27 protein-coding genes are annotated in these 23,773 nt (G+C 66.9%); 18 read left to right on the top strand and 9 right to left on the bottom strand.

What is annotated here, in order from left to right; genetic code table 11:
• Positions 1–93: 93 nt before the first annotated feature.
• The 10 genes from ACSC1R_RS09745 (at position 94) to ACSC1R_RS09700 (ending at position 8,222) form a co-directional block, all read left to right on the top strand.
• Positions 94–1,266 (top strand): MFS transporter, encoded by a 1,173-nt coding sequence (locus ACSC1R_RS09745; RefSeq protein ID WP_439028703.1) that lies wholly within the window; start codon positions 94–96, stop codon positions 1,264–1,266.
• Between the two features lie 102 nt (positions 1,267–1,368).
• Positions 1,369–2,466, top strand: coding sequence for a glycosyl transferase family 2 (locus ACSC1R_RS09740; RefSeq protein ID WP_439025552.1), 1,098 nt, complete (start codon positions 1,369–1,371; stop codon positions 2,464–2,466).
• A 30-nt stretch (positions 2,467–2,496) separates the two neighbouring features.
• Complete coding sequence (locus tag ACSC1R_RS09735; RefSeq protein WP_439025551.1) at positions 2,497–2,964, top strand: DUF7109 family protein; 468 nt, start codon at positions 2,497–2,499, stop codon at positions 2,962–2,964.
• Between the two features lie 67 nt (positions 2,965–3,031).
• Positions 3,032–3,607 (top strand): NUDIX hydrolase, encoded by a 576-nt coding sequence (locus ACSC1R_RS09730; RefSeq protein ID WP_439025550.1) that lies wholly within the window; start codon positions 3,032–3,034, stop codon positions 3,605–3,607.
• Positions 3,608–3,653: 46 nt separating this feature from the next.
• Positions 3,654–4,184 carry a hypothetical protein gene (locus ACSC1R_RS09725; RefSeq protein WP_439025549.1) on the top strand — a complete coding sequence of 177 codons (531 nt, stop codon included), beginning with the start codon at positions 3,654–3,656 and terminating at the stop codon, positions 4,182–4,184.
• 47 nt (positions 4,185–4,231) lie between these two features.
• Positions 4,232–4,411 (top strand): hypothetical protein, encoded by a 180-nt coding sequence (locus ACSC1R_RS09720; RefSeq protein ID WP_439025548.1) that lies wholly within the window; start codon positions 4,232–4,234, stop codon positions 4,409–4,411.
• A 167-nt stretch (positions 4,412–4,578) separates the two neighbouring features.
• Complete coding sequence (locus ACSC1R_RS09715) at positions 4,579–5,361, top strand: DUF7388 family protein (RefSeq protein WP_439025547.1); 783 nt, start codon at positions 4,579–4,581, stop codon at positions 5,359–5,361.
• A 102-nt stretch (positions 5,362–5,463) separates the two neighbouring features.
• A complete protein-coding gene (locus ACSC1R_RS09710; protein ID WP_439025546.1) occupies positions 5,464–6,225 on the top strand; it encodes a class I SAM-dependent DNA methyltransferase in 762 nt (253 codons plus the stop codon).
• A gap of 99 nt (positions 6,226–6,324) precedes the next feature.
• The gene (locus ACSC1R_RS09705; RefSeq protein WP_439025545.1) at positions 6,325–7,089 is read left to right on the top strand and encodes a creatininase family protein; all 765 of its coding nucleotides are present in this window, start codon (positions 6,325–6,327) and stop codon (positions 7,087–7,089) included.
• On the top strand, positions 7,086–8,222 hold the full coding sequence (locus ACSC1R_RS09700; protein ID WP_439025544.1) for an NAD(P)/FAD-dependent oxidoreductase: 1,137 nt from the start codon (positions 7,086–7,088) through the stop codon (positions 8,220–8,222). Before ACSC1R_RS09705 ends, ACSC1R_RS09700 begins: the two co-directional genes overlap by 4 nt.
• 191 nt (positions 8,223–8,413) lie before the next feature.
• On the opposite strand, the gene ACSC1R_RS09695 is transcribed toward ACSC1R_RS09700, so the two are convergent.
• Both ACSC1R_RS09695 and ACSC1R_RS09690 read right to left on the bottom strand, forming a co-directional pair.
• Complete coding sequence (locus tag ACSC1R_RS09695; RefSeq protein ID WP_439025543.1) at positions 8,414–8,881, bottom strand: Hsp20/alpha crystallin family protein; 468 nt, start codon at positions 8,879–8,881, stop codon at positions 8,414–8,416.
• Positions 8,878–9,036, bottom strand: coding sequence for a DUF7559 family protein (locus ACSC1R_RS09690; protein WP_439025542.1), 159 nt, complete (start codon positions 9,034–9,036; stop codon positions 8,878–8,880). Before ACSC1R_RS09690 ends, ACSC1R_RS09695 begins: the two co-directional genes overlap by 4 nt.
• 79 nt (positions 9,037–9,115) lie before the next feature.
• Here ACSC1R_RS09690 and ACSC1R_RS09685 point away from each other — a divergent pair, with 79 nt between their 5' ends.
• From ACSC1R_RS09685 to ACSC1R_RS09670, 4 genes are all read left to right on the top strand, one after another.
• A complete protein-coding gene (locus ACSC1R_RS09685; RefSeq protein ID WP_439025541.1) occupies positions 9,116–10,906 on the top strand; it encodes a hypothetical protein in 1,791 nt (596 codons plus the stop codon).
• A gap of 127 nt (positions 10,907–11,033) precedes the next feature.
• Positions 11,034–11,630: a DUF4397 domain-containing protein gene (locus ACSC1R_RS09680; RefSeq protein ID WP_439025540.1), complete on the top strand. Its 597-nt coding sequence runs from the start codon at positions 11,034–11,036 to the stop codon at positions 11,628–11,630.
• A 92-nt stretch (positions 11,631–11,722) separates the two neighbouring features.
• On the top strand, positions 11,723–13,444 hold the full coding sequence (locus ACSC1R_RS09675; RefSeq protein WP_439025539.1) for a radical SAM protein: 1,722 nt from the start codon (positions 11,723–11,725) through the stop codon (positions 13,442–13,444).
• A 105-nt stretch (positions 13,445–13,549) separates the two neighbouring features.
• The gene (locus ACSC1R_RS09670) at positions 13,550–13,951 is read left to right on the top strand and encodes a TRAM domain-containing protein (RefSeq protein WP_439025538.1); all 402 of its coding nucleotides are present in this window, start codon (positions 13,550–13,552) and stop codon (positions 13,949–13,951) included.
• A 15-nt stretch (positions 13,952–13,966) separates the two neighbouring features.
• Here the strand turns inward: ACSC1R_RS09670 and ACSC1R_RS09665 are convergent, their stop codons facing one another.
• From ACSC1R_RS09665 to ACSC1R_RS09650, 4 genes are all read right to left on the bottom strand, one after another.
• Positions 13,967–14,626, bottom strand: coding sequence for a YkgJ family cysteine cluster protein (locus ACSC1R_RS09665; RefSeq protein ID WP_439025537.1), 660 nt, complete (start codon positions 14,624–14,626; stop codon positions 13,967–13,969).
• Between the two features lie 54 nt (positions 14,627–14,680).
• Positions 14,681–14,902, bottom strand: a complete 222-nt coding sequence (locus ACSC1R_RS09660) for a PLDc N-terminal domain-containing protein (RefSeq protein WP_439025536.1) — start codon at positions 14,900–14,902, stop codon at positions 14,681–14,683.
• A 51-nt stretch (positions 14,903–14,953) separates the two neighbouring features.
• Positions 14,954–15,739, bottom strand: a complete 786-nt coding sequence (locus tag ACSC1R_RS09655) for an MBL fold metallo-hydrolase (RefSeq protein WP_439025535.1) — start codon at positions 15,737–15,739, stop codon at positions 14,954–14,956.
• Between the two features lie 188 nt (positions 15,740–15,927).
• Positions 15,928–16,209, bottom strand: a complete 282-nt coding sequence (locus ACSC1R_RS09650) for a helix-turn-helix domain-containing protein (RefSeq protein ID WP_369684393.1) — start codon at positions 16,207–16,209, stop codon at positions 15,928–15,930.
• Positions 16,210–16,344: 135 nt separating this feature from the next.
• Here ACSC1R_RS09650 and ACSC1R_RS09645 point away from each other — a divergent pair, with 135 nt between their 5' ends.
• The 3 genes from ACSC1R_RS09645 to ACSC1R_RS09635 all read left to right on the top strand — a co-directional run bounded on the left by ACSC1R_RS09645 (position 16,345) and on the right by ACSC1R_RS09635 (position 18,657).
• Positions 16,345–16,746: a PPOX class F420-dependent oxidoreductase gene (locus tag ACSC1R_RS09645; RefSeq protein ID WP_439025534.1), complete on the top strand. Its 402-nt coding sequence runs from the start codon at positions 16,345–16,347 to the stop codon at positions 16,744–16,746.
• A gap of 238 nt (positions 16,747–16,984) precedes the next feature.
• Positions 16,985–17,698: a class I SAM-dependent methyltransferase gene (locus ACSC1R_RS09640; protein WP_439025533.1), complete on the top strand. Its 714-nt coding sequence runs from the start codon at positions 16,985–16,987 to the stop codon at positions 17,696–17,698.
• Between the two features lie 53 nt (positions 17,699–17,751).
• Positions 17,752–18,657 (top strand): glycosyltransferase family 2 protein, encoded by a 906-nt coding sequence (locus tag ACSC1R_RS09635; protein WP_439025532.1) that lies wholly within the window; start codon positions 17,752–17,754, stop codon positions 18,655–18,657.
• Positions 18,658–18,669: 12 nt separating this feature from the next.
• On the opposite strand, the gene ACSC1R_RS09630 is transcribed toward ACSC1R_RS09635, so the two are convergent.
• Positions 18,670–19,497 carry an amidohydrolase family protein gene (locus ACSC1R_RS09630; RefSeq protein ID WP_439025531.1) on the bottom strand — a complete coding sequence of 276 codons (828 nt, stop codon included), beginning with the start codon at positions 19,495–19,497 and terminating at the stop codon, positions 18,670–18,672.
• A gap of 222 nt (positions 19,498–19,719) precedes the next feature.
• On the opposite strand from ACSC1R_RS09630, the gene thsA reads away from it, so the two are divergent.
• Positions 19,720–21,264, top strand: coding sequence for a thermosome subunit alpha (gene thsA, locus ACSC1R_RS09625; RefSeq protein ID WP_439028702.1), 1,545 nt, complete (start codon positions 19,720–19,722; stop codon positions 21,262–21,264).
• A 64-nt stretch (positions 21,265–21,328) separates the two neighbouring features.
• Here the strand turns inward: thsA and ACSC1R_RS09620 are convergent, their stop codons facing one another.
• Both ACSC1R_RS09620 and ACSC1R_RS09615 read right to left on the bottom strand, forming a co-directional pair.
• Entirely contained in the window at positions 21,329–22,663 is a 1,335-nt protein-coding gene (locus ACSC1R_RS09620; protein ID WP_439025530.1) for an APC family permease, read from the bottom strand.
• A gap of 259 nt (positions 22,664–22,922) precedes the next feature.
• Positions 22,923–23,573, bottom strand: a complete 651-nt coding sequence (locus ACSC1R_RS09615; protein WP_439025529.1) for a ribonuclease HI family protein — start codon at positions 23,571–23,573, stop codon at positions 22,923–22,925.
• Between the last annotated feature and the right edge of the window lie 200 nt (positions 23,574–23,773).

Below are 23,773 nucleotides of genomic sequence, written 5' to 3'. Positions count from 1 at the left end.
GTGACCGCACAGACCGGCGCGCAACAGCCGAGAACCGACACGCAGGACCGCGCCACCGTCCGCCGCTGGCGTGTGTTCGGGTCGCTCTGTGCGATGGTGTTTCTCGTCAATTTCGCCCGTGTCGTCTTCGCACCCCTGCTCGACCCGTTCCGGGCGGCCTTCGGCATCACCTCGGAGGGGGCCGTCGGCCTCATCGCGACGCTGACCTGGGTCGGCAGTGCACTCCCGCGTATCCCGACCGGCTACCTGCTGACGAAGGTGCCGCGCCACCGGGTCGTCCTCGGGACCGGCGTCGTCCTCACCGTCGCGACGACGTTCACCGCTTTCGCCGACTCGCTCACGATGGTCTACGTCGGCGCGTTCCTCATGGGACTGGCCAGCGGCGCGTACTTCATCGCCGCGAACCCACTCGTGAGTGAACTGTTCCCCGAACGGGTCGGCCGCGCCATCGGCATCCACGGCATGTCGAGCCAGCTCGCCGCGGTCGGTGCGCCGCTGTTCGTCGGGCTGGTCCTGCTCAGGGGGTCCTGGCAGGTACCGGGACTGGGTGACCTGGCAGCCTGGCGCGTCGTGATGCTCACGCTCGCCGTCGTGGCCGCGGCGACGACCGTCGCGTTCTACTGGGTCGCCAGCCGGTCCGCGATGCCGACCGCGGGAGCGGCCGACCGGGACCTGCTGGCCGCGCTGAAACGGCAGTGGCGAATCATCCTCACCGGTATCGTCGTCCTGGGTGGGACCGGCTTCGTCTGGAACGGCCTGTTCAACCTCTACGTGCGCTATCTCTCGGTGGCGAAGGGACTCGACCCCGCACAGGGCAGAACGCTGCTGACGCTGGTGTTCCTCGCGGGCGTCCCCGCGTTCTTCCTCACGGGCGACCTCGCGGACCGCATCCCGCACGTCCCGTTACTGCTCGCGGTGCTCGGCGCGTTCGCGGCCTGTCTGCTGGCGCTGACGTACGTCTCCGCGTTCGTGCCCATCGTCGTCGTCACGCTGTTGCTCGGCTACGTCGTCCACAGTGCCTTCCCCGCGATGGACACGTTCTTGCTGGACTCGCTCCCCGACGAGAACCGGGCGTCGGCGTACGCCCTCTACTCCGGCGTGGTGATGCTCGTCGGCGCGACGGGCAGCGTCACGGTCGGCGCGCTCGTCGACTTCGGCCTCGGGTACGACCAGGTGTACCGCGGGTTCGCGGTGGTTCTCGTCGGCATCCTCGTCGCGCTGGTCGTCCTCTATCGGCTGGACCGCCTGCCGACCGGCGCGTCCTGAGTCGCGGCGTCCCGAGTCGCGGCGTTCGCGGGCCGGAACGGAATCGGCAACCCGCGACCCAAGTCGGGGCCGTTTTTTTACTCCGGTCCCGACTGCCGGGTGATGGAGTACGTCCAGGAGCGGATCGCGACGCTCCACGACCTGACGAACCCCTGCCCGGACGCCCCCACCGACCGGACCGCCGTCGTGGTCCCCATGACCGAACGGGAGTACGCGGGCCTCGCCGCCGAGCAGGTGCTCTCGACGCTCGCGGACGTCGCCCCCGAATCCGTCATCGTCCCGCTTCGCGCACCGGCCGAGCGCGTCCCCGACTTCCACGAGTGGCTCGAATCGTTCGACCTCGACGTGGACCTGCTGTGGTGCTCCGCCGACGCGGTGTCCGCTCTGCTCCACGAGCACGGCCTGGAGAACGGCTTCGGGAAGGGTCGGGACGTGTGGCTGGCACTCGGCCTCGCCGCCGAGCGCGCCGACTACGTCGTCGTCCACGACGCCGACGCGAAGACCTACAGCGCGAGTCACGTCCCGCGCCTGCTCTCGCCGCTGGACCAGGGGTTCGACTTCTCGAAGGGCTACTACGCCCGCGTCGAGAACGACCGCCTCTACGGCCGCCTGTTCCGACTGTTCTACACGCCGCTCGTCCGGGCCCTCGACGACGCCCACGACCACCCGTTCCTCGACTACCTCGACGCGTTCCGGTACGCGCTGGCCGGCGAGTTCGCCATGACGGCCGACCTCGCCCGACAGGTCCGCGCCCAGCGCGCGTTCGGGCTGGAGGTCGGGGTCCTCGCGGACACCTACGAGTACGCCGGCTTCGACGGCACCGCCCAGGTCGACCTCGGCCGCCACGAACACGACCACCGCTCCGTCTCGGGGCCGACGGGCCTCTCCGATATGTCGACGCAGGTCGGGCGAGCGCTGTTCAACGCCCTCGGCGACCACGGCATCGACCCGGACTACGAGACGCTGCCCACGCGATACGAGCAGGCGGCGACCACACTCGTCCGCCAGTACGCCGCCGACGCACGATTCAACGACCTCCAGTTCGACGCCCACGGCGAGCGCGAGCAGGTGGCGACCTACGCCGACGGGGTCGCCGAACCGACCGTCGACACCCGACTCCCGTCGTGGGAAGACGCACCGCTCGTTCCGGCGGACGTGGCTGCCGCCGCGGCCGACGCGATGGCCCGCGTAGTCGAATGAATCTTTGTGCCGGATGTCATCTAGATAACCATGCGCGTCAGTGAGGACGAACTCGCCGGTGTCGTTGACCTGTTCGGTGGGCTCACCCGTGACGAACTGTACGAGGCGCTCTCGGAACTCGCGTTTCGCGAAGGCGAGGAATTGGACGGTGCAACAGCAGGGGAGACCCTCGATTCGGCCATCAAGAGCTACCACCTCGTCGAGTACGACCGGGGCGAGGGCGAGGAACCACTGCTGGTCGTCGGTCCGCGGGCGTTCCCCGAGCAACCACCCCACAGTGAGGACCTCCCGCACATCATGGACGTCGAACCGCGCGATGTCGACCGTGAGACGCTCGGCGAGGCGGTGCGGGCGACCCTCGACGACGAGGCGACCGCCGCCCTGGCCGGGGCGAATACCGAGCGGATGCGCGAACTGGTCGACGTGAGTTACGACCTGGAGGCGTGGGCCCCCGTCGACTGCGCGGGTATCCGGGGACGACTCGACGCGCGCCTGTGAGACGGGGCCGCCGCTCTTCGCGTGCAGAGAGTGAACGCTTTACATGACTAGCCCATACCCTCTCTCGATGGACCTGCGTCGAGTCGCCGAGTTCACCCCCCGTCCCATCGAGGACCAGAAGCACGACGCCGGGGTGCTCATCCCGGTCATCGAACGGGACGGCGAGTACCACCTGCTGTTCACGAAACGGGCCGACCACCTCGGGAAACACCCCGGACAGATGAGCTTCCCCGGCGGCGGCAACGAACCCGGCGACGTCGACATCCAGGAGACCGCACTCCGCGAGGCCTACGAGGAGATCGGTCTCCACCCGGACGAGGTCGAACTCGTCGGTCGTCTCGACGACATCCGGACGATTACCGAGTACGCGGTGACGCCGTTCGTCGGCATGGCCCCTGACAGGACGTACGACCCGAACGAGCGCGAGGTCGCCGAGGTCGCCGTCCTGCCCGTTTCGGGTCTGCTCGACGACGAGAACTACGAGTACGAACACCGCGACCACCCGCACTACGGCGAGATAGTCATCCACTACTTCCACGTGAACGGCTACACCGTGTGGGGAGCCACGGGCCGGATTCTGGTGCAATTGCTCGAACTCACGACGGACTGGCGCGCGCCGATGCGACTGGACCGGCGAATCTGACCACGCCGGCACAAACGCTTTCTCTCGCCCACCAGAACTCGCACGCGTGAACCGCAGAGCCGTGTTGACCGAACTCGGGTCGGCCGCCCTCCTCGCGAGTCCGCTGGTCGCCTACGGCGTGGGACACCCCGAACCCGACCCCGAGCCGGAGCACTGCCCGTCCTTCCAGGCCGATGCCGGCGACACGGTCTGCCGGGGCGACGATGCCCCGGTGACGATTCGGGTCGAGAAGTCGGTCGGTCCCGAGACCCGGGTCGATTCGGTCCGGTTCGTCGTGAGAAACGGGACCTCGGAGCCCTGGCTCGTCGGCCCCAACTCGTGGGATCTCTACGAGTGGACTGCCGTCGGCTGGCGACACGTCGCTCCTGACAACGTCTGGCCGGCAGCGGTCAGGCTCCAGCCGTCGGCCCGGTACAGCTGGGTCATCGGGCCGAACGGAACCGGAACCGAGGGAGAGACGGTCATCGACGAGGTCGCGCTCGAACGCGGACAGTGGGCGTTCTCGACCGTGGCCCAGCCCGAGGCGGCGGACGCCGAAGCGGGGTTCGAACTGGTCGCGACGTATCGCGTGCCCTGACAGCCGGAAACAGGTTCTTGCCGGTGGCCCCCGTCGCATCGACTACCATGCCGACACCCTGTCTCTACTGTGAGAGCGACGTCGAACGCCACGACCCGGTGTACGTCCGGGAAGGCGAGTCCGAGAGAGAAGAGGAGAAACCGTTCTGCAACTACGGCTGTCTCGCGGCGTACATCGACGCCGAGGAGCTGACGTACGGGACGTCGTGCGAGTGGTCGCCGGAGTAGTAGAGTCCCCCCGACGTCGTCAGCTTCCCTCGGCGATACTTCGTGTGCTCCGACACGCTTATGCCAGAAGCTGGCCTGTCCTACAGTACATGGTCGCCCAGACGATGGATCGAGTTCCACTCGACCGATAGCCTATCATTCTGTCTGTTACTCGGAGGTATCGCAAAATGTTGACGAGAGGCGTCACTCTGCCCAGGACCGGGCTGGACGGCGTCGCCCTGAAGCCCAAGGAGGTCGACATCTCCGCAGCCGTCGGCCTCGACGTGGACCTGCTGGCGGTGGACTACGAGGGTCGCGAGCACCTGCCCGACGCGTCGGTGCTCCGTGACCTCGCGCAGCACTCGACCGTCATGGTCACCACGCCCGTGCGGGCCGACGGGTTCGACCCCCTCGGCGACGACTCGCTGGCCCAGACGCTGCCCACCGAGGTCAAGCGAATTCTGGTCGCCGGCCACCCCGCCTACCTCACCGACGACGAGAAAGGGCGGGCAATCGCGCCCCGACTCGGTGCGGCCCGGAAGGTCGATGCCGAGGCGTGGGTCGGCACCGAAGGCATCGAGCGCATCGCGATGGCCGCCGGCGGCACGCAGTTCGAGTTGCTCTCGCGCTCGACTTCGCGGGACTTGCGCGCCCTGCGCGCCGCTGGCTTCGACGGCGAGGTGGCCATCTACGCCCCCACCGTCCTCACCGACGACGATGACGCGGTGTTAGACGCGGTCGGTGGGTACATCTCCCGGCGCGGTGCAGTGGCGCGAGCCCTGCCCGACGACTGCGCGACGGATTCCTCGGCGACCGGCCGGGCCCGCGAAGTGCTGCTGAAGGCGAGCACCGACTTCGCGCTCGTCGGTGACATCGAGACGGTCCGCGACCGGGTCGCGGAGCTGAAGGAACTTGGCGCCGACTACGTGGTCGGGTATCCTGCTCGCGGGCTGGACGAGTTCCTGAACTGAGCCGCCGTCGGCACGTCTGCGCCGTGGCACTTCGCCGCGGGCCTGACGGGTCGCCGAACGTGCAACACCGTTTATATTTTCGGCGCTGGAAGCCGCCGGTACATGCCGCTCGACGCCGTCATCGAGGACCTCGAAAAGGCCCCGCACCGGCCCCGGAGCTTCTACGAGTACCCCGCCCTCTACGATTTCTATCACTCGCGCGTCCTCGACAGGGACGCACAGGTCGGACTGCTCCGGCGATACGAACCCGCGGACACCGCCCGGGTACTCGAGTTCGGGTGTGGCACCGGCCCGCTGCTCACGCGCATCGAGGACGAGTACGAGACGGTCCTGGGCGTCGACGTGAACGAGGCGATGCTCGCGGTGGCGAAGGACCGCGTCACGACGGCCGAGGTCCGGGAGGCCGACTTCACGGCGTGGTCGGCGGCCGACGACGACCTGGAGTTTGACGTGGCGGTGTTGCTTGGCGGGATGTTGCACCTCACGGACGACCGGGACGTCGCGGCCCTCGCCCAGAACGCGTGCGAGAGCATCCGGGACGGCGGCGCCTTCGTGACTTTCTTCCAGCCGTTCTCGGACGACGTCGAGAACGGGAGCCGGGACGTCCAGACCGCCGCGTCCGACCGGTACTCGGTCGAACGTCACTCCACCAGTGCCCTCACCTCGGCAGCCGGCCACTACACCACGACCTACCAGTTCGTCATCCGTGACGAGGCCGAAGACCGCGAGGTGACGATGGGGACCGTCTTCGAGGGGCGGTTCCACGACCCCGACGCACTGCGAGAGACGTTCGCCGACGCCGGGTTCTCGCAGGTGGAGATACACGACGGCGACGGCCCGACGACGCTTCACGCGGTGAAGTAGGCCCCCTGCAGAACGGCGAGCACGCCCCGACTGCTGCGGTTCCGGAAGGGAGTCGCCCGGCGGCAGAAGGTTTACCTGACCCCCACAAGCACCTCCGGTATGCACCTCGCGCGACACACGACGACGACCCTCCGCGCACGCCTCGACTCGGCCGAGGTCGCGCTCTTGCCGACGGGAAGCGTCGAACAGCACGGCCCTGCCCTTCCGCTCGGAACCGATTTCATGGCGGCCGAGGCGGTCGCAGACGCGGTGGCCGACCGCGACGACGTGGTCTGCCTTCCGACCCTGCCGGTCGGCGTCAGCGAGCACCACCGGCAGTTCGACGGGACGCTCTGGACCGACCCCGGGACGTTCGAGGACTACGTCACGGACGTGCTTTCGAGCATGGCCAGCCACGGCGTCCGCAAGGCCGTCGTCGTGAACGGCCACGGTGGCAACACCGACGCCATCACCCGGGCCGCGAGACGGCTCCGCCAGGACGAAACCGCCTTCGCCGCGCCGTGGAACTGGTGGTCGAACCTCGAAGGACTGGACGCCGAACTGTTCGGCCAGGCGGGCATCGGTCACGCCGACGAGGTCGAGACGAGCATGGTGATGCACATCCGGGGAGAACTCGTGCGCGAGGAGAACCTCGAGGCGGCCGAGGACGGCGCGGCGGAGTCGTGGGGGAAGTCGGTCCACGGCGCGAACGTCGGCTTCGACACCGCGGACTTCTCCGAGTCGGGCGCAGTCGGCCACCCGACGAGCGGTTCACCGGGTGCCGGGAAGCAACTGTTCGAGAAGGCGACCGACGAACTCGACGCGCTGGTCGACTGGCTGGCAGCCCACGAGTTCGAAGCACTGCTTCCGGAGGCACACCGATGACCGACTCCGAAATTCCAGAAAGCGTCGCCGTCGTCGGTGCCGGCGCGGTCGGTACCACCGCGGCGTACGACCTCGCGCGAGACGGGGCCGAGGTGACGCTGTTCGAGGCGGGCGACGTCGCCAGCGGGAGCACAGGGAGAGCCTCCGGCATCTGTTACGACGCCTTCGCCGAGGACGTCGACGCCGCGGTCGCCCAGCGCGCCATGGAGCGCTTCCGGGCGTTCGACGGGCAGGGCGACTTCGAACTCTCGCCGTGGCCTTACGTCTGGCTGGCCCGCGAGGGCGACGAGAGACGGGCCGCGGCAATCCGCGAGCAGGTCCCCAGAATGCAGGAACACGGTCGGAACGTCGAACTCGTCGACCCGGACGACCTCGCCGCGGAGTTCGACGACCTGCGGACCGAGGACGTGGTGGTCGCCGCCGTCGCCCACGACGCCGCACACGTCCTCCCCGAGACGTACCCGCCGCTACTCGCGGCGAAGGCCGAGGAGGCGGGCGCGACGGTCCGGACCCAGACACCGGTAGAACTCAGCACCGACCCGACGGGTGTCGTCGTATCGGGCGACGACGAGGCCGAGGTACGGGCGTTCGACGCGGTGCTCGTCACGGCGGGGGCGCACTCGAAGCGACTGCTCGCCGATGTCGGAATCTCAATCGCGATGAAACCGTACCGCGTGCAGGCACTGACCGCCAGCGACGACCTCGACGTCCCGATCTGCTACGACGCCACGGGCGGGTTCTACCTGCGTCCACACCCTTCGGGACTACTCGCGGGCGACGGCACCGAGGAGGTCGAAGCCGACCCCGACGACTGGAACCGTGACGCCGACGACTGGTTCCGGGCTGACGTGTCGACGGGGATGGAACACCGCGTCGGTTGCGCGCCCGACATCGAGCGGTCGTGGGCGGGCCTCTGCACTGCCACGCCCGACCGGGACCCGCTGCTTGGCGAGCTTCGTGACGGTCTCTACGTCGCGACCGGCTTCCAGGGTCACGGTTTCATGCGGTCGCCCGCGCTGGGCGAAGCGGTGGCTGCGCAGATTCTCGGCGGAGAGGGTATCGAACCGTTCGACCCGACCCGGTTCGAGGGGGACGAGTCGTTCGACATCGTCGAAGGGATGGACGTGGAATAGCGCGGTTCGGAGCGAGCGAAGCGAGTGAGAACCGCGGATTCCGAGCGGCGAAGCCGCGAGGAGTAGCGAGGTTCCGACTGAGAGAGGAACCTCGAAAGCGAGCGGCGAAGCCGCGAGCAGTAGCGAGGGTCTGACCGAAGGGAAGACCCTCGGAGATGAGCGGCAGAGCCGCGAGCACCAGCGCGGGCTGGCTATTCTTCGGATTCGTCGCCGCCGGCACCGCCGTCGTCGTCGGGTTCCGCGATGGTGACGGTGTCGCCGGACGCTTCCGCACGCTCCTCGGGCTCTCGCTTCGGAATCTCTATCTCCAGCGTGCCGTTCTTCCGGAGCGTCGCTCTGGCGTCCTCTGCGTTGACGAGCGCGTCGTCCGGGAGCCTGGCGTGGCCGTCGAGCGACATCCCGCGGCCGGGGACGCGCATCTCGAAGTCCTCGTAGAACTGCCGGAAGCGGTCGATTCGGACCTCGACCGAGCCGTCGACGTAGCGGACCTGCACGTCCGACTGGGTCGCACCGGGTGCGTCGAAGACGACGAGGTAGGCGTCGTCGGATTCGAGTACGTCGACCGGGATTGGTCGGTTCTCCTGCACCTGGCTTGCGGCGCGCCCGACCTGCTTGAGGACGGAGTCACTCACCGACTTGCCGATGTCCCGAAGCGTCATAGCTCGATCTCCGCCAGGCAGTCGCTCTGCTGGCAGTACGGGCAGACGAAGTCTGCCACGGTCACGTCGTCCGGCATGTCGTACGTGTAGTGGAGTTCGAACATGTCCAACTCGCAGTCAGCGTCGGTACACTTGACCTCCATCGTCGCGGGCATACCCGACAGTTCGACCGTCAGGGGAAAACAGTTTTCGGAGGGCGGAACGCTTTTCTTCGACTTGCCGAACACATCAGTGATGGGAAACCAGTGGTCTGTCGCCGCGGTGACGGTCGTCGTTCTCCTCGCCGTGGTGGCGACACCGGCCGCGGCCGAGACGGGGGTGACGACGGTCGAATCGACAGACGGCAACGATGCCGTCGAACGGACCCTCACGGTACATCTGACACCCGACGACCCCGGCACGGTCGAGTTGTCTGCCAGGTTCCGCGTCGCCGCGAACGTCACCGGGCTCGACGTCGCACTCCCGGAGGGCGCGACAGTAGTGGATCGGGACGGATTCGAGTTGCGCGGGGGCACGTGGACCTACGCGTGGGACGGCGAGACGACCCGCCCGAGTATCCGCATCAGCCTGGACGCCAACCAGAAGCTGTTCAACCGGTACAACTTCTACGACGAGGGGTCGTGGGCGCTCGTGCCGACCCGCTTCCCCGCCCGTTTCTTCACCGACGGCGCGGAGACCTACCACTCGTGGGAGGACGACACCCTGCCGACGACGTACCGGGCCGACGGCGAGGGGGTCGTCGGCGACCGGATGGCGTTCCTCGGCCCCCACGAGGCACGGACGTACACGACCCAGGGACGGACGCTGACGCTGGTCGTCCCGGACGCGGCCGAGGTCGTCGAGACGGACGACGTGTACGGGACGCTGACGTACGCGATGGACCACCTCGACGTCCACCACGGGACCAGGGACATCCGCGTGTTCGCCGCCCCGGACCCAATCCGGACCGGAGGGCTCCAGTCCGGGAACACCGACATGTGGGTACACTATTCCTCACCCGTGAACGACGCCAACAACGTGTGGGTCCACGAGTACGTCCACACCCGCCAACGCTTCACCACGACGCACAAGATGGACTGGTACTTCGAGGGGAGTGCCGACTACACGACCGCGCTCCTCACCTACCAGGAGGGTCGCATCGACTTCGAGGAGTTCTACCGGCACGTCTCGACGGACCGCGACGCGACGTCTCGGTTGAGTTCGGAGAGCAAGTGGACCTCCGAGTACGCCGAGTACACGAAGGGCCGACGCGTCCTCGCCGCACTCGACGCCGAGATTCGACAGGCGACGAACGGTACGAACACCGTCGAGGACGTGTTCTACTTGCTGAACGTCCGCGGCGAGCAGGTCACGGTGGCGAACTTCCAGCAGGCCGTCGTGGACGTGAGCGGTGACGAGTCCCTCAGGGAGTGGGTCGAACGCTACGTCACGACCGACGCCGTCCCGTCTGTCCCCCGCGACCAATCGTTGTTCGCCGAACCCGAGGGCCCACTGGACTCCGACGACGACGGCATCACCGACGAGGAGGAGAACCGCCTCGGTCTGAACCGGCTGAACCCCGACACCGACGGCGACGGCCTCGCCGACCAGACCGAACGCGACATCGGGACGGACCCCACGAAGAAGGATTCCGACGGTGACGGCCTCGACGACGGCACCGAACGAAACTTCGCGAACACCGACCCGACGGCGGCGGACACCGATGGCGACGGCCTCGACGACGGTACCGAACGCTACGACACGAACACCGACCCGACGGTCGCCGACTCCGACGGCGACGGTGTTCCAGACGGTGCGGACGCTGCACCGAACGACGACACCGTCCAGACGGAGCACTCAGAGACGGCGACCCAGCCCGAACCCACGACAGCCACCGAGACGGCCACGCCGAGCGCGACACCGACCGTCACCGAGACCACGGACGACGGCGCAGAGAGCGCGATTCCGGGCTTCGGCGTCGGTGCGACACTCGCGGCGCTGGCGGCGCTGGGCGCCACCGCGGTGCTGGGTCGTCGCCGTGACTGAGTGCCCGAAATCTGTGGTCCAGTTTCTGTCAGGTAGCGTCCTGACTTCCTGGTGACGTGACTACAGAGACGACAACGACCTGAATACGGCGGAGGCCCAACTCTGTACTGCCCACGGAGGGAGTACAATGGCAACAAACACACAGGTACGTATCGGGCACTGTTCGCCGGACGCCCCCGCCGTCGACGTCTTCGTCGACGACGAGAAGGTCGCAGCCGACGTCTCGTTCAAGACCGTCAGCGACTACATGGAACTGCCAGCAGGGACCCACGATATCAAGGTCTGCCCCGCCGGGAAACCGGACCAGCCGGTCATCGAGAAGTCCCTGGACCTGGAAGGTGACCACGAGTTCACCGTCCTGGCTATCGGCGACCTCGCCAACATCGAAACTCTCGTCCTGAACGACGACAACGAGGAGAAAGAGAACGCCGGACGGGTTCGCTTCGTCCACGCCTCGCCGGACGCCGGGAACGTCGACGTGGCGTTCGACGGCGCGAAACTGTTCACCGACATGCCGTTCGGGAAGGCCGGTGCCTACGCGAGCGTCGACGCCGGGAGCTACGAGTTCCAGGTCATGCCGGCCAGCGAGGACGAACCGGTCCTCGCGGAACCCATCACCGTCGAGGAGGGCAAGACCTACACCGCGTTCGCGATCGGGAAGGCGAGCGACGATTCGCTCGACGTCGTCGTCACGCTTGACCACCAGCCGATGGTCGCACCCTGACCGGCGACGCACACATCGTTCCCATTTTTCGAGTCACCACGTCCACAGACAGTTCCGCACTCGTTTTACCGCTTCGGCGTCGAGGATGGGATATGACCGACCCCGCGAATCTCGACGTCACCATCGTCGACGGCTACGTCGACGAGCCGGCGCACTTCGGGGTGCCGCCCTATCTCTCGACCTACCCCCGGTACACCGCCGGGGCGCTGGTCGACGCGGGGGTGCCGGCCGAGAACGTCACGTACCTCACCATCGACGAACTGCGCGACGACCGCATGCTGTGGGCCGAGGTCGAACAGGCAGACCTCATGTGCTACCTCGGCGGGATGACCGTCCCCGGCAAGTACGTCGGCGGCACGCCCGCGGAACCGGACGAGGTGAAAGAACTGGCCTGGACCGCCCAGGGAACGACCCTGATGGGCGGCCCCGTCAAGTTCGGTGTCGGCGACGAGAACGCCGGCGCGACCGAGACCGTCCGCGACGACCTCGACTACGACTTCGTCGCGAAAGGCGACGTGGAAGCCGCGGCCTACGACCTCGTCGAGTCCGGCCTCGAAGGCTTCAACAACCGGATGCGGGACAATCGGGAGATCGACCGCTGGGCCGCCGCGGGCGCGTTCGTCATCGAACAGCACCCGAACCATCCTGAATACCTCATCTGCGAGATGGAGACCTCCCGTGGCTGTCCGTATCGCTGTTCGTTCTGTACCGAACCGCTCTATGGCAACCCCTCGTTCCGCTCGCCCGAGTCCGTCGTCGGCGAGGTGGAGGAACTGTACGAGCGTGGTGCCCGGCACTTCCGGCTGGGCCGGCAGGCCGACATCCTCGCCTACGGTGGGAACGGCGAGAAGCCGAATCCCGACGCCCTGCGCGAACTGTACGGCGGCATCCGCGAGGTCGCACCCGACCTCGGGACGCTCCACCTCGACAACATGAATCCCATCACGGTCGTGGAGTGGCCCGAACTGTCGCGCGAAGGGATTCGCATCATCGCGAAACACAACACACCCGGCGACACCGCCGCGTTCGGCCTCGAATCCGCCGACCCGCGGGTGCAGGAGGCGAACAACCTGAACGTCACCGCCGAGGAGGCGTTCCAGGCGGTCAAGATTGTCAACGAGGAGGGCGGCTGGCGGCCCGGCGACGAGCCGGGCACCGGCCCCTCGACCGGCCCCGAGGCCCCACCCCGGCTGCCGAAACTCCTGCCGGGAATCAACCTGCTCCACGGGCTCAAGGAAGAGCGCGAGGAGACGTTCCAGCACAACCTCGACTTCCTCCACCGGGTGTACGACGAGGGCCTGATGCTCCGACGCGTGAACATCCGGCAGGTGATGACGTTCGCCGGGACCGAGATGAACAGCGAGGGTGCCCACATCGCCCACGACCACAAGCAGCTGTTCAAGAAGTACAAGACGCAGGTGCGCGAGGAGATAGACAACCCGCTGCTCAAACGGCTCGCCCCGCCGGGGACCATCCTCGAAGACGTCCACCTCGAGTACCACGAGGACGGAACGACGTTCGGCCGCCAGCTCGGGACCTACCCACTGCTGGTGGGCCTCCCCGGGGAACACGAACTCGGCCGGACCCTCGACGTGGCCATCGTCGACCACGGCTACCGCTCGGTCACGGGCGTTCCGTATCCCCTCGACCTCAACGGCGCGTCGATGAAAGAACTGACCGCGATTCCGGGCATCGGCAAGGGGACTGCCGGCGACATCATCGTCGGCCGGCCCTACACCGACCCGGCGGACGTGACCGCCGACGTCGACCTCTCGAAGTACGCGACCGCCCGTGGGCAGTCCGGTGCCGACTGACAGCACCGGTCGTCTCACCGTGTGGTAAAGTGCCCTTTTCATCGCAGGCTTCGTCGGAAATTTGAAGACAGCGGCCACTGTCTACACCCATGGAGGCTACTCACTGTGGAAATATCTGATAAACTGCTGTGTCTGTTCAGTGCCGAGATAGAGGGTGACGAGGGTTCGTTCACCGTGGAAGTACCGCGTCAGGAGATAGAGAACGGGTCGGTCGAACCCGGTTCGACGTACCGCGTGGCGCTCATCGCCCGCGAGGAGCCCGAGACGACCGAAACGACCGAGAGTTCCGGGACCGCTCCGTCGGAGCCCCAGCCCCCGGTCGAAGCCGGGGAAACACGCTACGTCGAGATCGAGGACATCGGCAAACAGGGCGACGGTATCGCTCGCGTCGAACGTGGGTACGTCATCATCGTCCCCGGTGCCGAGGTCGGCGAGCGAGTGAAGGTCGAGATTACCGAGGTAAAGTCGAACTTCGCCGTCGGCGAGATCATCGAAGAGACGTTTTGAATCGGTCTCGTCTTCTCACTCGGTTCTCGTTCCATCCGGCCGTTTCGCGCCTTCTGAGTCGTGGACGACTACCTCGCCAGGGTGGGGACCCGCGGGTTCGTACTCGTCCCTGACGCCGATGGCTTCTTCGAGTTCTCGCACCGCCCGTTCCTTGAGCGCCGCGGCCAGTTCCTCGGCCTCGTTCCGTGAAATGTCCCGGCCCAGCCCCTCACATTCGTGGGCGCGGACGATGCCGGACTCGTCGACCGCCTCGCCCATCGGCTGGCTCGTCCCGGCGAGCGCGACGCTGAAGGGGTAGGTCTGGCAGATGAGCGGGCGCGACCCGTGGACCGAACACGCGCCGACGCCGTCGTCGTCCTCGGTGTAGAAGGTGCAGTCGCCACAGGCGTCGGTCTGGAGCGCCCACTCGAACGTCTCTCCTTCGAGGTGCCCATCCGGATTTTCGGTCAGGCCGTAGGGCATCGGCCGGGCCACGTCGCGCCAGTCGTACTCCGTGGTCTCTTGCAGGTCGCGAACCTCGTCGGGGAAGACGGTTGCCGTGTGGGGGTCGTCGGCTTCCGCGGTGCAGCAGGCCCCACAGCGCGTGCACTCGAAGCCGATGTCCTCGATAGCATCCGCGAGGGCGGCGACGTCGAGTTCGCGGGCGCGGGCCAGTTCGGTTTCGAGCGACTCCATGCGTGACTGGGAGTCGGGGACCAGCGGGAAAAAGCGGTTCGTTCGGTAGTGCGGTCAGTACGTGGCGTGGGCACGGCCGTCGCCGGTCCGGTCCCGGCCGACGAGGAAGTACAGCAGGAGGCCGAGCAGCGCGCCGAAGAACACGACGAGCGCCCAGAGGAACGCGCTCTGTGAACTGTTCTGCTGGGCGTCGGCGTAGGTCCACAGCGGGAGGACGACGACGAACACCACGAACGAGAGGAGGACGAACAGGCCGAGGATTCCTGTTGCGGGCATAGCAACGGGTTCCGGAGACGAAGGTAAATACGTTGTCGTGTCAATAGCCAGTTAGAATGGCGTCGCGTGCTCGCCGTCCCACGCGATTCGGCCGGCTCTGGCGAGTTTTTCAAGGTGGCACTCGACCGTTGCCGCGGCGAGGTCTCGCACCCCCGAGAGGTCCTTGTCGTAGGCGGTATCGAGGATTTCGTCGAGCGTCCCGGCCCCGCCAGCGACCGCTCCGAGGACCTTCCGCTCCCGACGGTTCCGGTGCCGGATGAGGCGCTCACACTGGGCGCGGGGGTCGGTCAGAACCGGTCCGTGCCCGGGGCAGAGTTCGGCGGGGGCCATCGCCCAGAGGCGGCGCAAGCTCGTGAGGTAGGCACGCAGGTCGGCCCCGTCGCCACCGACGACGACGCTCCCCTGTGCGAGCGCGAGGTCGCCACACAGTATCGAGTCGCCGGCGACGAACGAGACGTGGTCGCGGGCGTGTCCGGGCGTCTCCAGCACGCGAACGTTCACGTCGGGGATGACGGTTCCCTCGCGGAACGTCCGGTCGGGTTCGACGTCGGTCACGGCCTCGAACCGGTCCTCGTGTCCCTGCCGGGCCCAGACGGTCGCACCTGTCTCCTCGGCGTAGTGGGCGACCGCACCGACGTGGTCGGGATGCGTGTGGGTCACGGCGAGGTGGCTCACGCCGTGTCTCGAGACGACCTCGTCCAGTCGTTCGCTCGTGTTCGCCGGGTCGACGAGAAGCGCCGTTCCCTCGCCGACGACGTACGCGTTGGTCCGGGCAGTGGGTGCACGTGTCTCCGTGGGGACGGCGATTCGCGTGACGGTCGGCACGACAGTGTCCATACGACGACCGACGGCCCTGACCGACAAAACGACAGGGGGAATGCTATCGGACTGGGCTGCTGGCAGACCGACCGGCGGCGACGCCGAGTCGAGTGACCGTCACAGACAGCGAACGCTTTCGGTCGGTCAAATAACGTGGAATCGAGGAGGTGAGGTGGGGACGTGGCTGGCGACCCCACCGACCGTGCCTAGACGTTCAGGAAGTAGACCTGCTTGCGTGCGTCCTGGAAGCTGTAGCGCGAGCTGACGAGCCCGGCCTCTTCCAGGCGGTTGAGGGCGTAGCGGACCGTGCGGTCGGGGAGGAGCGACTCCTCGGCCAGTTGCCCCTGCGAGAGCGGGGAGTCGGACTCCAGGACCTTGGCGACGAGCTTCGCGCTCGGCGGAAGCTCACGGAGGCGTTCGCGGTATTCGGCGTCGGAGAGGGTCTCCTCTGCGTTCTCGGCACGGTCATCTGCGGTACTCATGCTCATACCAGTTGCACTGCGGAGGTCAGTGTTAAGGGTTGGCTATATGGTGGTTGGTATAGTCAAGATAATATTAAGTGATTATATGTCATGGGTGGCTCTCGCACAATCGTTTTCCTCGCGGCACGCGAATCACCAGCCATGGAGCAGATTCCCGAAGGGTACCACGACCTGTTCGAGAAAGCGACGTTCGCACACTTCGCGACTCTGATGCCCGACGGCACCCCACAGGTGACGCCGGTCTGGGTCGACTACGACGCCGAAACGGGCCACGTGCTCGTGAACACTGCACGGGGTCGCCGGAAAGAACGGAACGTCCGTGAGAACCCGAAGGTCGGCATCGAGATGACGGACCCCGACGACCCATACCGGTTCCTCTCGGTGCGGGGCGAGGTCGTCGAGGTCACCGAGGAGGGCGCGGTCGAACACATCGACGAACTGACGAAGCGCTACATGGGACAGGACACGTACCCGAACCACGGCGAGGAGTCCGGTCCCCGCGTCGTCATTCGGATTCGACCTGACCACGTGGTCGGTAACTAGGGTCTCTGTACTTGCCCAGCAGGCAGTTACAGTCGGGACAGTGGACCAGTGTGAGCCCGTGTCGTTCGTGCCTGACGAGGTCTTCCGTCTCGACCTCCGTCGCACAGTGCTTACAGGTGGGCATACCATGAGCTATGCTATCATCGTACAACAAGCTTACCGCACCGCGACGAATCCGTCACACGGCGAGACGAGTCCAATACCGTTTTATCCCACCGGGTGAGTAGCAACGGACAGTGTGAAGGGGCAGGAATGGTACCAGACCGACGAGGTGGCCGAGGAGTACGAAGAGAAGCGTTTCTCCCGAGGCGGGCGCCTCATCGACCGGCGCGAGAAAGAGGCCGTGTTGAACGCCATCGGCCCCGTCGAGGACAAAGACGTCCTCGAGATAGCCTGCGGAACGGGACGGTTCACCGTCATGCTCGCCGAGCGCGGGGCCGACATCGTCGGGCTCGACATCTCCGCGGCGATGCTCCAGCAAGGGCGCCGGAAGGCCCGCGCCGCTGGCGTCGACGACCACCTGGAGTTCATGCGGGGTGACGCCGCCCGCCTCCCGTTCCCCGATAACCACTTCGACACGGTGATGGCGATGCGCTTTTTCCACCTCGCCGACACCCCTGCCTCGTTCCTCTCCGAGATGCGTCGTGTCTCGAAGGACCAGGTCTTCTTCGATACGTTCAACCGCTTCTCCACGCGGAGCATCTACAACTGGGCGCTCCCGATGGGCTCGCGGCTCTACTCCCGCTCCGAGGTCGAGTCCCTGCTCTCGAAGTCCGGGCTCCACCTCGCCGGTGAGGACCACGACTTCGTGTTACCCTACGGCTTCTACCGCCAGATTCCCGGCGACCTCGCGAGCACGTTCCGGGGCATCGACAAGGAGATACTCGAGGCACCCGGGCTCGAACGCCTCGCCTCTGTTTCCTACTGGGACACCCGGGTCGAAGGAAAGTAACGTTACCGCAGTGACACACGGGTTTTTAAGTATCGGAACCGCGAGCAATGACTATGCAACTCTCGGTGGTCGTCCCCACGCTCAACGGCCGAGAGCAACTTCACGCGTCGCTGAACGCGCTCACCGAGCACGTTCCGGACGCGGAGGTCGTGGTCGTCAACGGCCCGTCGTCCGACGGGACGACCGGGATGGTCCGCGAGCGTGACGACGTCGACGTCCTCGTCGAGATAAGCGAACGAAACATCAACGTCGCCCGCAACGCCGGCATCGAGGTCGCGTCGGGCGACGTGGTCGCGCTCGTCAGCTACGACCTCGTCGTGGAGCCGACGTGGTACGACGGACTGACAGCGGCCCTCGACGACGGCGCGGCCGTGGCTACGGGACCCACACATCGAACCGTCAGGGCAGGGATGACCACCGAGGAGAAGGAATCTGTTTCTATCGCGGGCTGGGACGTCACGTACTTCAACGGTGACAACGTCGCGTTCACCCGCGACGCACTCGACGACATGGACGGCTTCGACGAGTACCTCCAGACCGGCGGTGCCCGCGACGGCGCACACCGGCTCGCACAGCTCCGCCACGACGTCGCGTGGCAGTCCGAGATGTCCGTCCGCGGTGAGTTCGAAACCGACGGCGGCCACACCATCGAGGACTGGGAGTGGAAGTACCGGGCGCTCTCGTACCGGCTGGTGAAGAACTACGGCGTCCGCCCGACCGTCGCCACCCGCGCGGTGAAGGATGCAGTGCTCGACGGTGCGCGCTCGCTGAAGGCGGTCGTGACCGGCCGCGAGACGCCCTCGTCCTGGCTCGGTGGCGGCCGCTCGGTGGCCAAAGGGTTGGTCGTCGGCGCGAAAGACGGGCTTCGCGCCCGCAAGACCGACCGCAGCAACCGACACAACCCCAACGGTATCTCGACCCGGCAGGACCGGGCCGTGTGTCGGTACGAGATCGACTGATACCGCGACCGTTCAGGCCTCTGCGGTGGGCCGCAGGGCCTCGACGACCCGACACGCGTTGTTCGAGAAGGCCTTTCGCATCTTGTCCTCCGAGACGTCGAGCGTCAACAGCTCCATCACGCCGACGTTCGGGTGAGTCCACGGTGCGCCGCTCCCGAAGAGGACGCGGTCGGGATGCTCCAGCAGTGCCCGTTCGAGCTGGTCGCGGAACCGGACGAACGAGGTGTCGACGTACGTGTCGTCGTAGCGGTCCAGGAGGTCGATGGTTCGGTCCATCATGTCGCGGTCGAGCGGGTAGCCGCCCAGATGGGCGACGATGACGGGGAACCCGCGGTCGAGCAGCGTCTCCGCGACGGTATCGGGCGCGAACCCGTGACCGGCGCGGACCAGCACCGGCAGTCCGACCGACGCGAGTTCCTCGAGGACGCGTTCGTCGGGCAATCCGTCGTTCGGCGCGTCGAGGACGAACCCGTGGAACCGGTCGTCGTAGGCGTACTGCTCGACGTCGGCGGGCGACGTGTGCCACGGTTGCCGTGATGTCGTGAGGTTCCGTAGTCGCGCCGTCGCGCCGTCGCCGGGGTCGCGCTGGCCGTTGATACGAGCGAACGCGATGAACGGCCGGTCGACGCTCAACCGGGCGACAGTGTTGTTCCGGGTGAGGTAGTCACCGTCTCCCGGCCGTTGTTCCGGGAACACGACCGACCGGACGACTCCGGCCTGTCGCATCTCCCGTTCGAGATTCTCGGGCGAGATGGCGCGGCCGCGGGTGGACGCGAAGTCGTCGCTGGTGAGTTGGGCGTGGACGTCGACGACACGGAACCGGTGTTCCAACTCCAGCATCTCGAGTGAGTCATTCGCCCGCTGGTATTTCTTGGTACCGGCCGAGACACCCTCGCTCGATATGCTCGGGTTTCCGAGTGTTTCGGCGTGCTGGCGTGAGAAACGCAAGCAAGCGAACCCGTGGCCCAGAAATCTATATATATTCTCGCAAACAATACTTAAGCGAGGTTTCCCATCATGCCCCAGCAATCATTCGCACAGCGTAGCATGGGCGGTCAGCCGATGTTCATCCTCGCGGAGGACACTCGACGAACACACGGCCGCGACGCCCAGTCGTCGAACATCATGGCCGGAAAGGCGGTCGCCGAAGCGGTTCGGACGACCCTCGGCCCCCGCGGGATGGACAAGATGCTCGTCGACACCTCGGGTGAGGTCGTCATCACGAACGATGGCGCGACCATCCTCCGAGAGATGGACATCGAACACCCCGCCGCACAGATGATCGTCGAAGTCGCCCAGTCCCAGGAGGACGAGGTCGGTGACGGCACGACGACCGCGGCCGTCCTCGCGGGCCAGCTCCTCGCGAAGGCCGAGGACCTGCTCGAGAGCGACGTCCACCCGACCACTATCGTCGAGGGCTACCGCGAGGCCTCGCGCATCGCCCTCGAAGCCATCGACGAGATGGTCCTCGACGCGAAGATGGACGACGAGACCCTCCACCAGGTCGCCGAGTCCAGCATGACCGGCAAGGGCACCGGCGGCCTGACCGCCGACCAGCTCGCCGAGACCGTCGTCGAGGCCATTCGCCACGTCCAGGAGGACACCGAGGTCGAGCGCGACGACGTCCGCATCCACACGAAGGTCGGCGCGTCCTCGAACGCGACCGAACTCGTCGAGGGTATCATCCTCGACAAGGAGCCCGTCCACGACTCGATGCCCCGCACGGTCGAGGATGCAAACATCCTCGTCCTCGACATGGACCTGGAGGTCCGCAAGACCGACGTCGACGCCGAGTACCGCATCGACTCCATCGAGCAGCTCAACGCCGTGATGGAGGCCGAAGAGGGCGAACTCCGCGGTCTCGCGAAGACCATCGCCGACTCGAAGGCAGACGTCGTGTTCACCACCGACGACATCGACAAGCGCGTCGCCTCCTACCTCGCGAACGAGGGTATCCTCGCGTTCGAGAAGCTCTCGAACAAGGACGCCCGCGCCATCGCCCGCGCGGTCGGCGCCAAGCGCCTCGGCTCGCTCGAGGGCCTCGACAGCGAGGACTTCGGCCACGCCGACGCCATCCGCGTCGAGGGCTTCGGCGAGGACGAACTCGCGTTCATCGAGGGCGGTGCGGCCGCGAAGTCCGTGACCGTCTTCGTCCGCGGCGGCACCCAGCACGTCGTCGACGAACTCGAACGCGCGCTCGAAGACGCGCTCGACGTGGTCGCCGTTGCGGCCGAGTCCGAGCAGGTCGTCCCCGGTGCGGGCGCGACCGAGATAGCCATCTCCGACGCCGTCCGCCAGGGCGCAGCAGCCATCGAAGGCCGCAAGCAACTCGCCGTCGAGGCCTTCGCCGACGCGGTCGACACGCTCCCGCGCACCCTCGCGGAGAACACCGGCATGGACTCCATCGACGCGCTCGTCGCGCTGCGCGCCGCCTACGAGGGCGGTGACGTGATGGGCGTCATCAGCGAGGGCGAGTCGGGCCGCATCGACGACCCGATGAAGTACGGCGTCATCGACCCCGCCGACGTGAAGCGTGAGGCCGTCGAGTCCGCCACCGAGGCCGCGACGATGATCATCCGCATCGACGACATCATCGCCGCGAAGTAAGCGACTTCACACCTCGATTCTTTCTCTCTCGTTCCAGACCCCGGAGCGACCGCCCTCGCCCGGTTCAGCCCTCGACGGCCGACTCGACACTCTCCTCGACCTCGTGTGCCTCCGAGACGAGTGTCTCCCGCTTGAAGTAGAGCACCTCGAGGGAGACCACTGCCGCCGCGAGCGCGACCACGGTGAAGAAGGTTCCGCGCTCGGCCACCCAGAGGTGATAGAGGATGAGCGGAAACGCCGCCAGACATCCCAGGAGGCCGACCGCAGGCGGAACCGGGTTCATCTCTTCGTGGTCCCGTTCCCTCAGGGCGAGGGCACACATCGTCCCGAAGACGACGACGAACGCGAGCGACCCGAAGGAGGTGATGGCGTTCAGGCTCCCGTAGGCCGCGAACGCGGCGGCGATGGCGCCGAGGACGAGGACCGTCCGGGACGGCGCGCCGGCGGTGTCGGCGTCACCCACGCTGTCCGGGGCGAGCCCGTCCTCGAGCATCCCCTTCGTGAAGTGTGCCGCCGAGAAGAGCGTCCCGTTGATGGCGCTCCCGGTCGAGAAGAGCGCGGCGACCGCGACGAAGGTGAACCCGAGCTGGCCGAGGAACGGTTCGACCGCGCGAGCGACCGCGATTTCCGGGTGAGCCTTGATGACGTCCGTCTTCACGAGGCTGGTCACGAGGATGGCGACCAGACAGTCGACGACGATTGCGCCGACGATGGAGACGTACACCGCCTTCGGCAGGTTCTCCTCGACGTTCTCGATGCTCTCCTGGTCGTACATGAGGAGCTGCCAGCCCTGGAAGGAGACGAACGAGATGGCGATGGCGGTGACGAAGCCGGTCGTCGCGACGTTGGAGAAGCCGAACTGGAGCTGGTTCACCGTGCTGCCGTAGTAGAGCCCCCAGACGCTGATGCCGAGCAGGATGGCGACCTTCAGGACGACGAGTACCTTCTCGGAACTCCCGGTCGCCCGGGCACCGAGCACGTTGAGGCCGACGAAGAAGGCGACCGCAAGCACGGACAGCAGCGGGTGGACCACGCTCTCGGAGAGGCCGAACGCGGGTAGCAGTTTGACACCGAACCCGCCGAATGCGTAGGCGTACATCGCGATGGAGCCGACGTATCCTAACAGGAGGGTCCAGCCGACCATCCCGGCGTAGTCCGAATCGTCCAGATACGTCTCCAGATGGGTCACCGACCCGCCCTTGCGGTCGTTGATGCTGTTCAGCTTGAGGTAGGCGTAGGCGGCACACATCGACACCAGACTCGCCACGAGGAACGCCAGCCAGGCGGCCGCGCCCGCGATGCTCGCGACGACGCCGAGCACCGCGAACACGCCCCCGCCGATCATCCCACCGAGGCCGATGGCCGTGGCTCCGGTGAAGCCGAGACTCTCCTCTGACATACACGGAGCAATGGACCCGCCAGCCACGTGAGACGGCGGCCAAGATACGTGGGACTGACGAGGGATGCCTACGCGGTGAACCGGCGATACGCCGTGTGACCCCCGAACGACGCGCCCGTGACGACGGACGCGATGCCGAGCGAGAGCCAGAGGAGGACGAGCAAGAAGGCGAGGGCGAGGCGTTTCATACGGAGTCGTACAGCCGAATAGCGGAAGTACACCTGTCTGGGTGAAACCGCCGGTTCAGCTATCGAGTCCATCACGGTCCCAACGCCGCGATATCCGCACCAACTGTCGCGAGCGCGTCGGCGGGGTTCGGGTCGCTGTCGGCCAGGTGCGTGTACCGGTGGTCTGGGATGCGCGACAGCGCCGCCGCGATGGCCTCGCTGTACCGCTCGACGCCCGGTTCCGTCGGGTCGTCGCCGCCCCAGACGTCCCGGATGACGGTCATCGAATCGATTCGGACCTCCAGCCTGCGTGGCTCGTAGCGGGTCAGCAACTCGGAGAGCCCGAGCTGGAGGGCGACGTACTCGGCGGTGTTGTTCCCCGAACGGGAGCCGACGGGTCGGCCGAGACGGGCGAGTTCGTTCTCCGACGCGTCCATGATGACAGCGCCAGCACCCGCGGGACCGGGATTGCCGCGTGAACTCCCGTCGACGTAGAGAATGAAGGTGTCGTCCGGTGCCTCGGGGACGGGTGGCCGAGTAACCTCCGACGCCAGCAGGCTTTCGAGTGCGCGTCGGAGTTCGGTCCGGCTGGTCGTGGGGTCGAAGAGACCGCCGTATCCGGGGACGGCCTCGTCGATGGCATCGATGGCGGCCGTCACATCGTAGCCGACGGCCGCGAGTACCTCCTCGACGAGCGTAGCGAGCGGTGAGAGGTGTTCGACCGGGAGCGGGTCGTCGGTCACGCCACGCTCCCTCGCTGGTTCCGGTCGCGGGTGCTCTCACGCTCGCTCTCGGCGGCTCTCGGTGGCCGGACACACCACTGCATAGGGGCCACTCGGTGGGCAAGCGGGATAATCCCTTCAGGTGATGAGTCGACTCGGCCCACGGGGCGCTCTCGGCGAGGAACTCTTGCTTGACCACTTCTGCTGCCCGGGGATACAGG

Source organism: Haloarchaeobius ordinarius, from assembly GCF_051801355.1.
Taxonomy (GTDB): domain Archaea; phylum Halobacteriota; class Halobacteria; order Halobacteriales; family Natrialbaceae; genus Haloarchaeobius.
Note: the sequence above shows the minus strand (reverse complement) of the source record. Positions and strands in the feature narration are given on the sequence as shown.

Bases quoted from the DNA above. Each gene is read 5' to 3' on its own strand.
- ACSC1R_RS09745 (WP_439028703.1), top strand. From the start codon at position 94: ATGGTGTTTCTCGTCAATTTCGCCCGTGTCGTCTTCGCACCCCTGCTC.
- ACSC1R_RS09740 (WP_439025552.1), top strand. From the start codon at position 1,369: ATGGAGTACGTCCAGGAGCGGATCGCGACGCTCCACGACCTGACGAAC.
- ACSC1R_RS09735 (WP_439025551.1), top strand. From the start codon at position 2,497: ATGCGCGTCAGTGAGGACGAACTCGCCGGTGTCGTTGACCTGTTCGGT.
- ACSC1R_RS09730 (WP_439025550.1), top strand. From the start codon at position 3,032: ATGGACCTGCGTCGAGTCGCCGAGTTCACCCCCCGTCCCATCGAGGAC.
- ACSC1R_RS09720 (WP_439025548.1), top strand. From the start codon at position 4,232: ATGCCGACACCCTGTCTCTACTGTGAGAGCGACGTCGAACGCCACGAC.
- ACSC1R_RS09715 (WP_439025547.1), top strand. From the start codon at position 4,579: ATGTTGACGAGAGGCGTCACTCTGCCCAGGACCGGGCTGGACGGCGTC.
- ACSC1R_RS09710 (WP_439025546.1), top strand. From the start codon at position 5,464: ATGCCGCTCGACGCCGTCATCGAGGACCTCGAAAAGGCCCCGCACCGG.
- ACSC1R_RS09705 (WP_439025545.1), top strand. From the start codon at position 6,325: ATGCACCTCGCGCGACACACGACGACGACCCTCCGCGCACGCCTCGAC.
- ACSC1R_RS09700 (WP_439025544.1), top strand. From the start codon at position 7,086: ATGACCGACTCCGAAATTCCAGAAAGCGTCGCCGTCGTCGGTGCCGGC.
- ACSC1R_RS09695 (WP_439025543.1), bottom strand. From the start codon at position 8,881: ATGACGCTTCGGGACATCGGCAAGTCGGTGAGTGACTCCGTCCTCAAG.
- ACSC1R_RS09690 (WP_439025542.1), bottom strand. From the start codon at position 9,036: ATGCCCGCGACGATGGAGGTCAAGTGTACCGACGCTGACTGCGAGTTG.
- ACSC1R_RS09685 (WP_439025541.1), top strand. From the start codon at position 9,116: ATGGGAAACCAGTGGTCTGTCGCCGCGGTGACGGTCGTCGTTCTCCTC.
- ACSC1R_RS09680 (WP_439025540.1), top strand. From the start codon at position 11,034: ATGGCAACAAACACACAGGTACGTATCGGGCACTGTTCGCCGGACGCC.
- ACSC1R_RS09675 (WP_439025539.1), top strand. From the start codon at position 11,723: ATGACCGACCCCGCGAATCTCGACGTCACCATCGTCGACGGCTACGTC.
- ACSC1R_RS09665 (WP_439025537.1), bottom strand. From the start codon at position 14,626: ATGGAGTCGCTCGAAACCGAACTGGCCCGCGCCCGCGAACTCGACGTC.
- ACSC1R_RS09660 (WP_439025536.1), bottom strand. From the start codon at position 14,902: ATGCCCGCAACAGGAATCCTCGGCCTGTTCGTCCTCCTCTCGTTCGTG.
- ACSC1R_RS09655 (WP_439025535.1), bottom strand. From the start codon at position 15,739: ATGGACACTGTCGTGCCGACCGTCACGCGAATCGCCGTCCCCACGGAG.
- ACSC1R_RS09650 (WP_369684393.1), bottom strand. From the start codon at position 16,209: ATGAGCATGAGTACCGCAGATGACCGTGCCGAGAACGCAGAGGAGACC.
- ACSC1R_RS09645 (WP_439025534.1), top strand. From the start codon at position 16,345: ATGGAGCAGATTCCCGAAGGGTACCACGACCTGTTCGAGAAAGCGACG.
- ACSC1R_RS09635 (WP_439025532.1), top strand. From the start codon at position 17,752: ATGCAACTCTCGGTGGTCGTCCCCACGCTCAACGGCCGAGAGCAACTT.
- ACSC1R_RS09630 (WP_439025531.1), bottom strand. From the start codon at position 19,497: ATGCTGGAGTTGGAACACCGGTTCCGTGTCGTCGACGTCCACGCCCAA.
- thsA (WP_439028702.1), top strand. From the start codon at position 19,720: ATGTTCATCCTCGCGGAGGACACTCGACGAACACACGGCCGCGACGCC.
- ACSC1R_RS09620 (WP_439025530.1), bottom strand. From the start codon at position 22,663: ATGTCAGAGGAGAGTCTCGGCTTCACCGGAGCCACGGCCATCGGCCTC.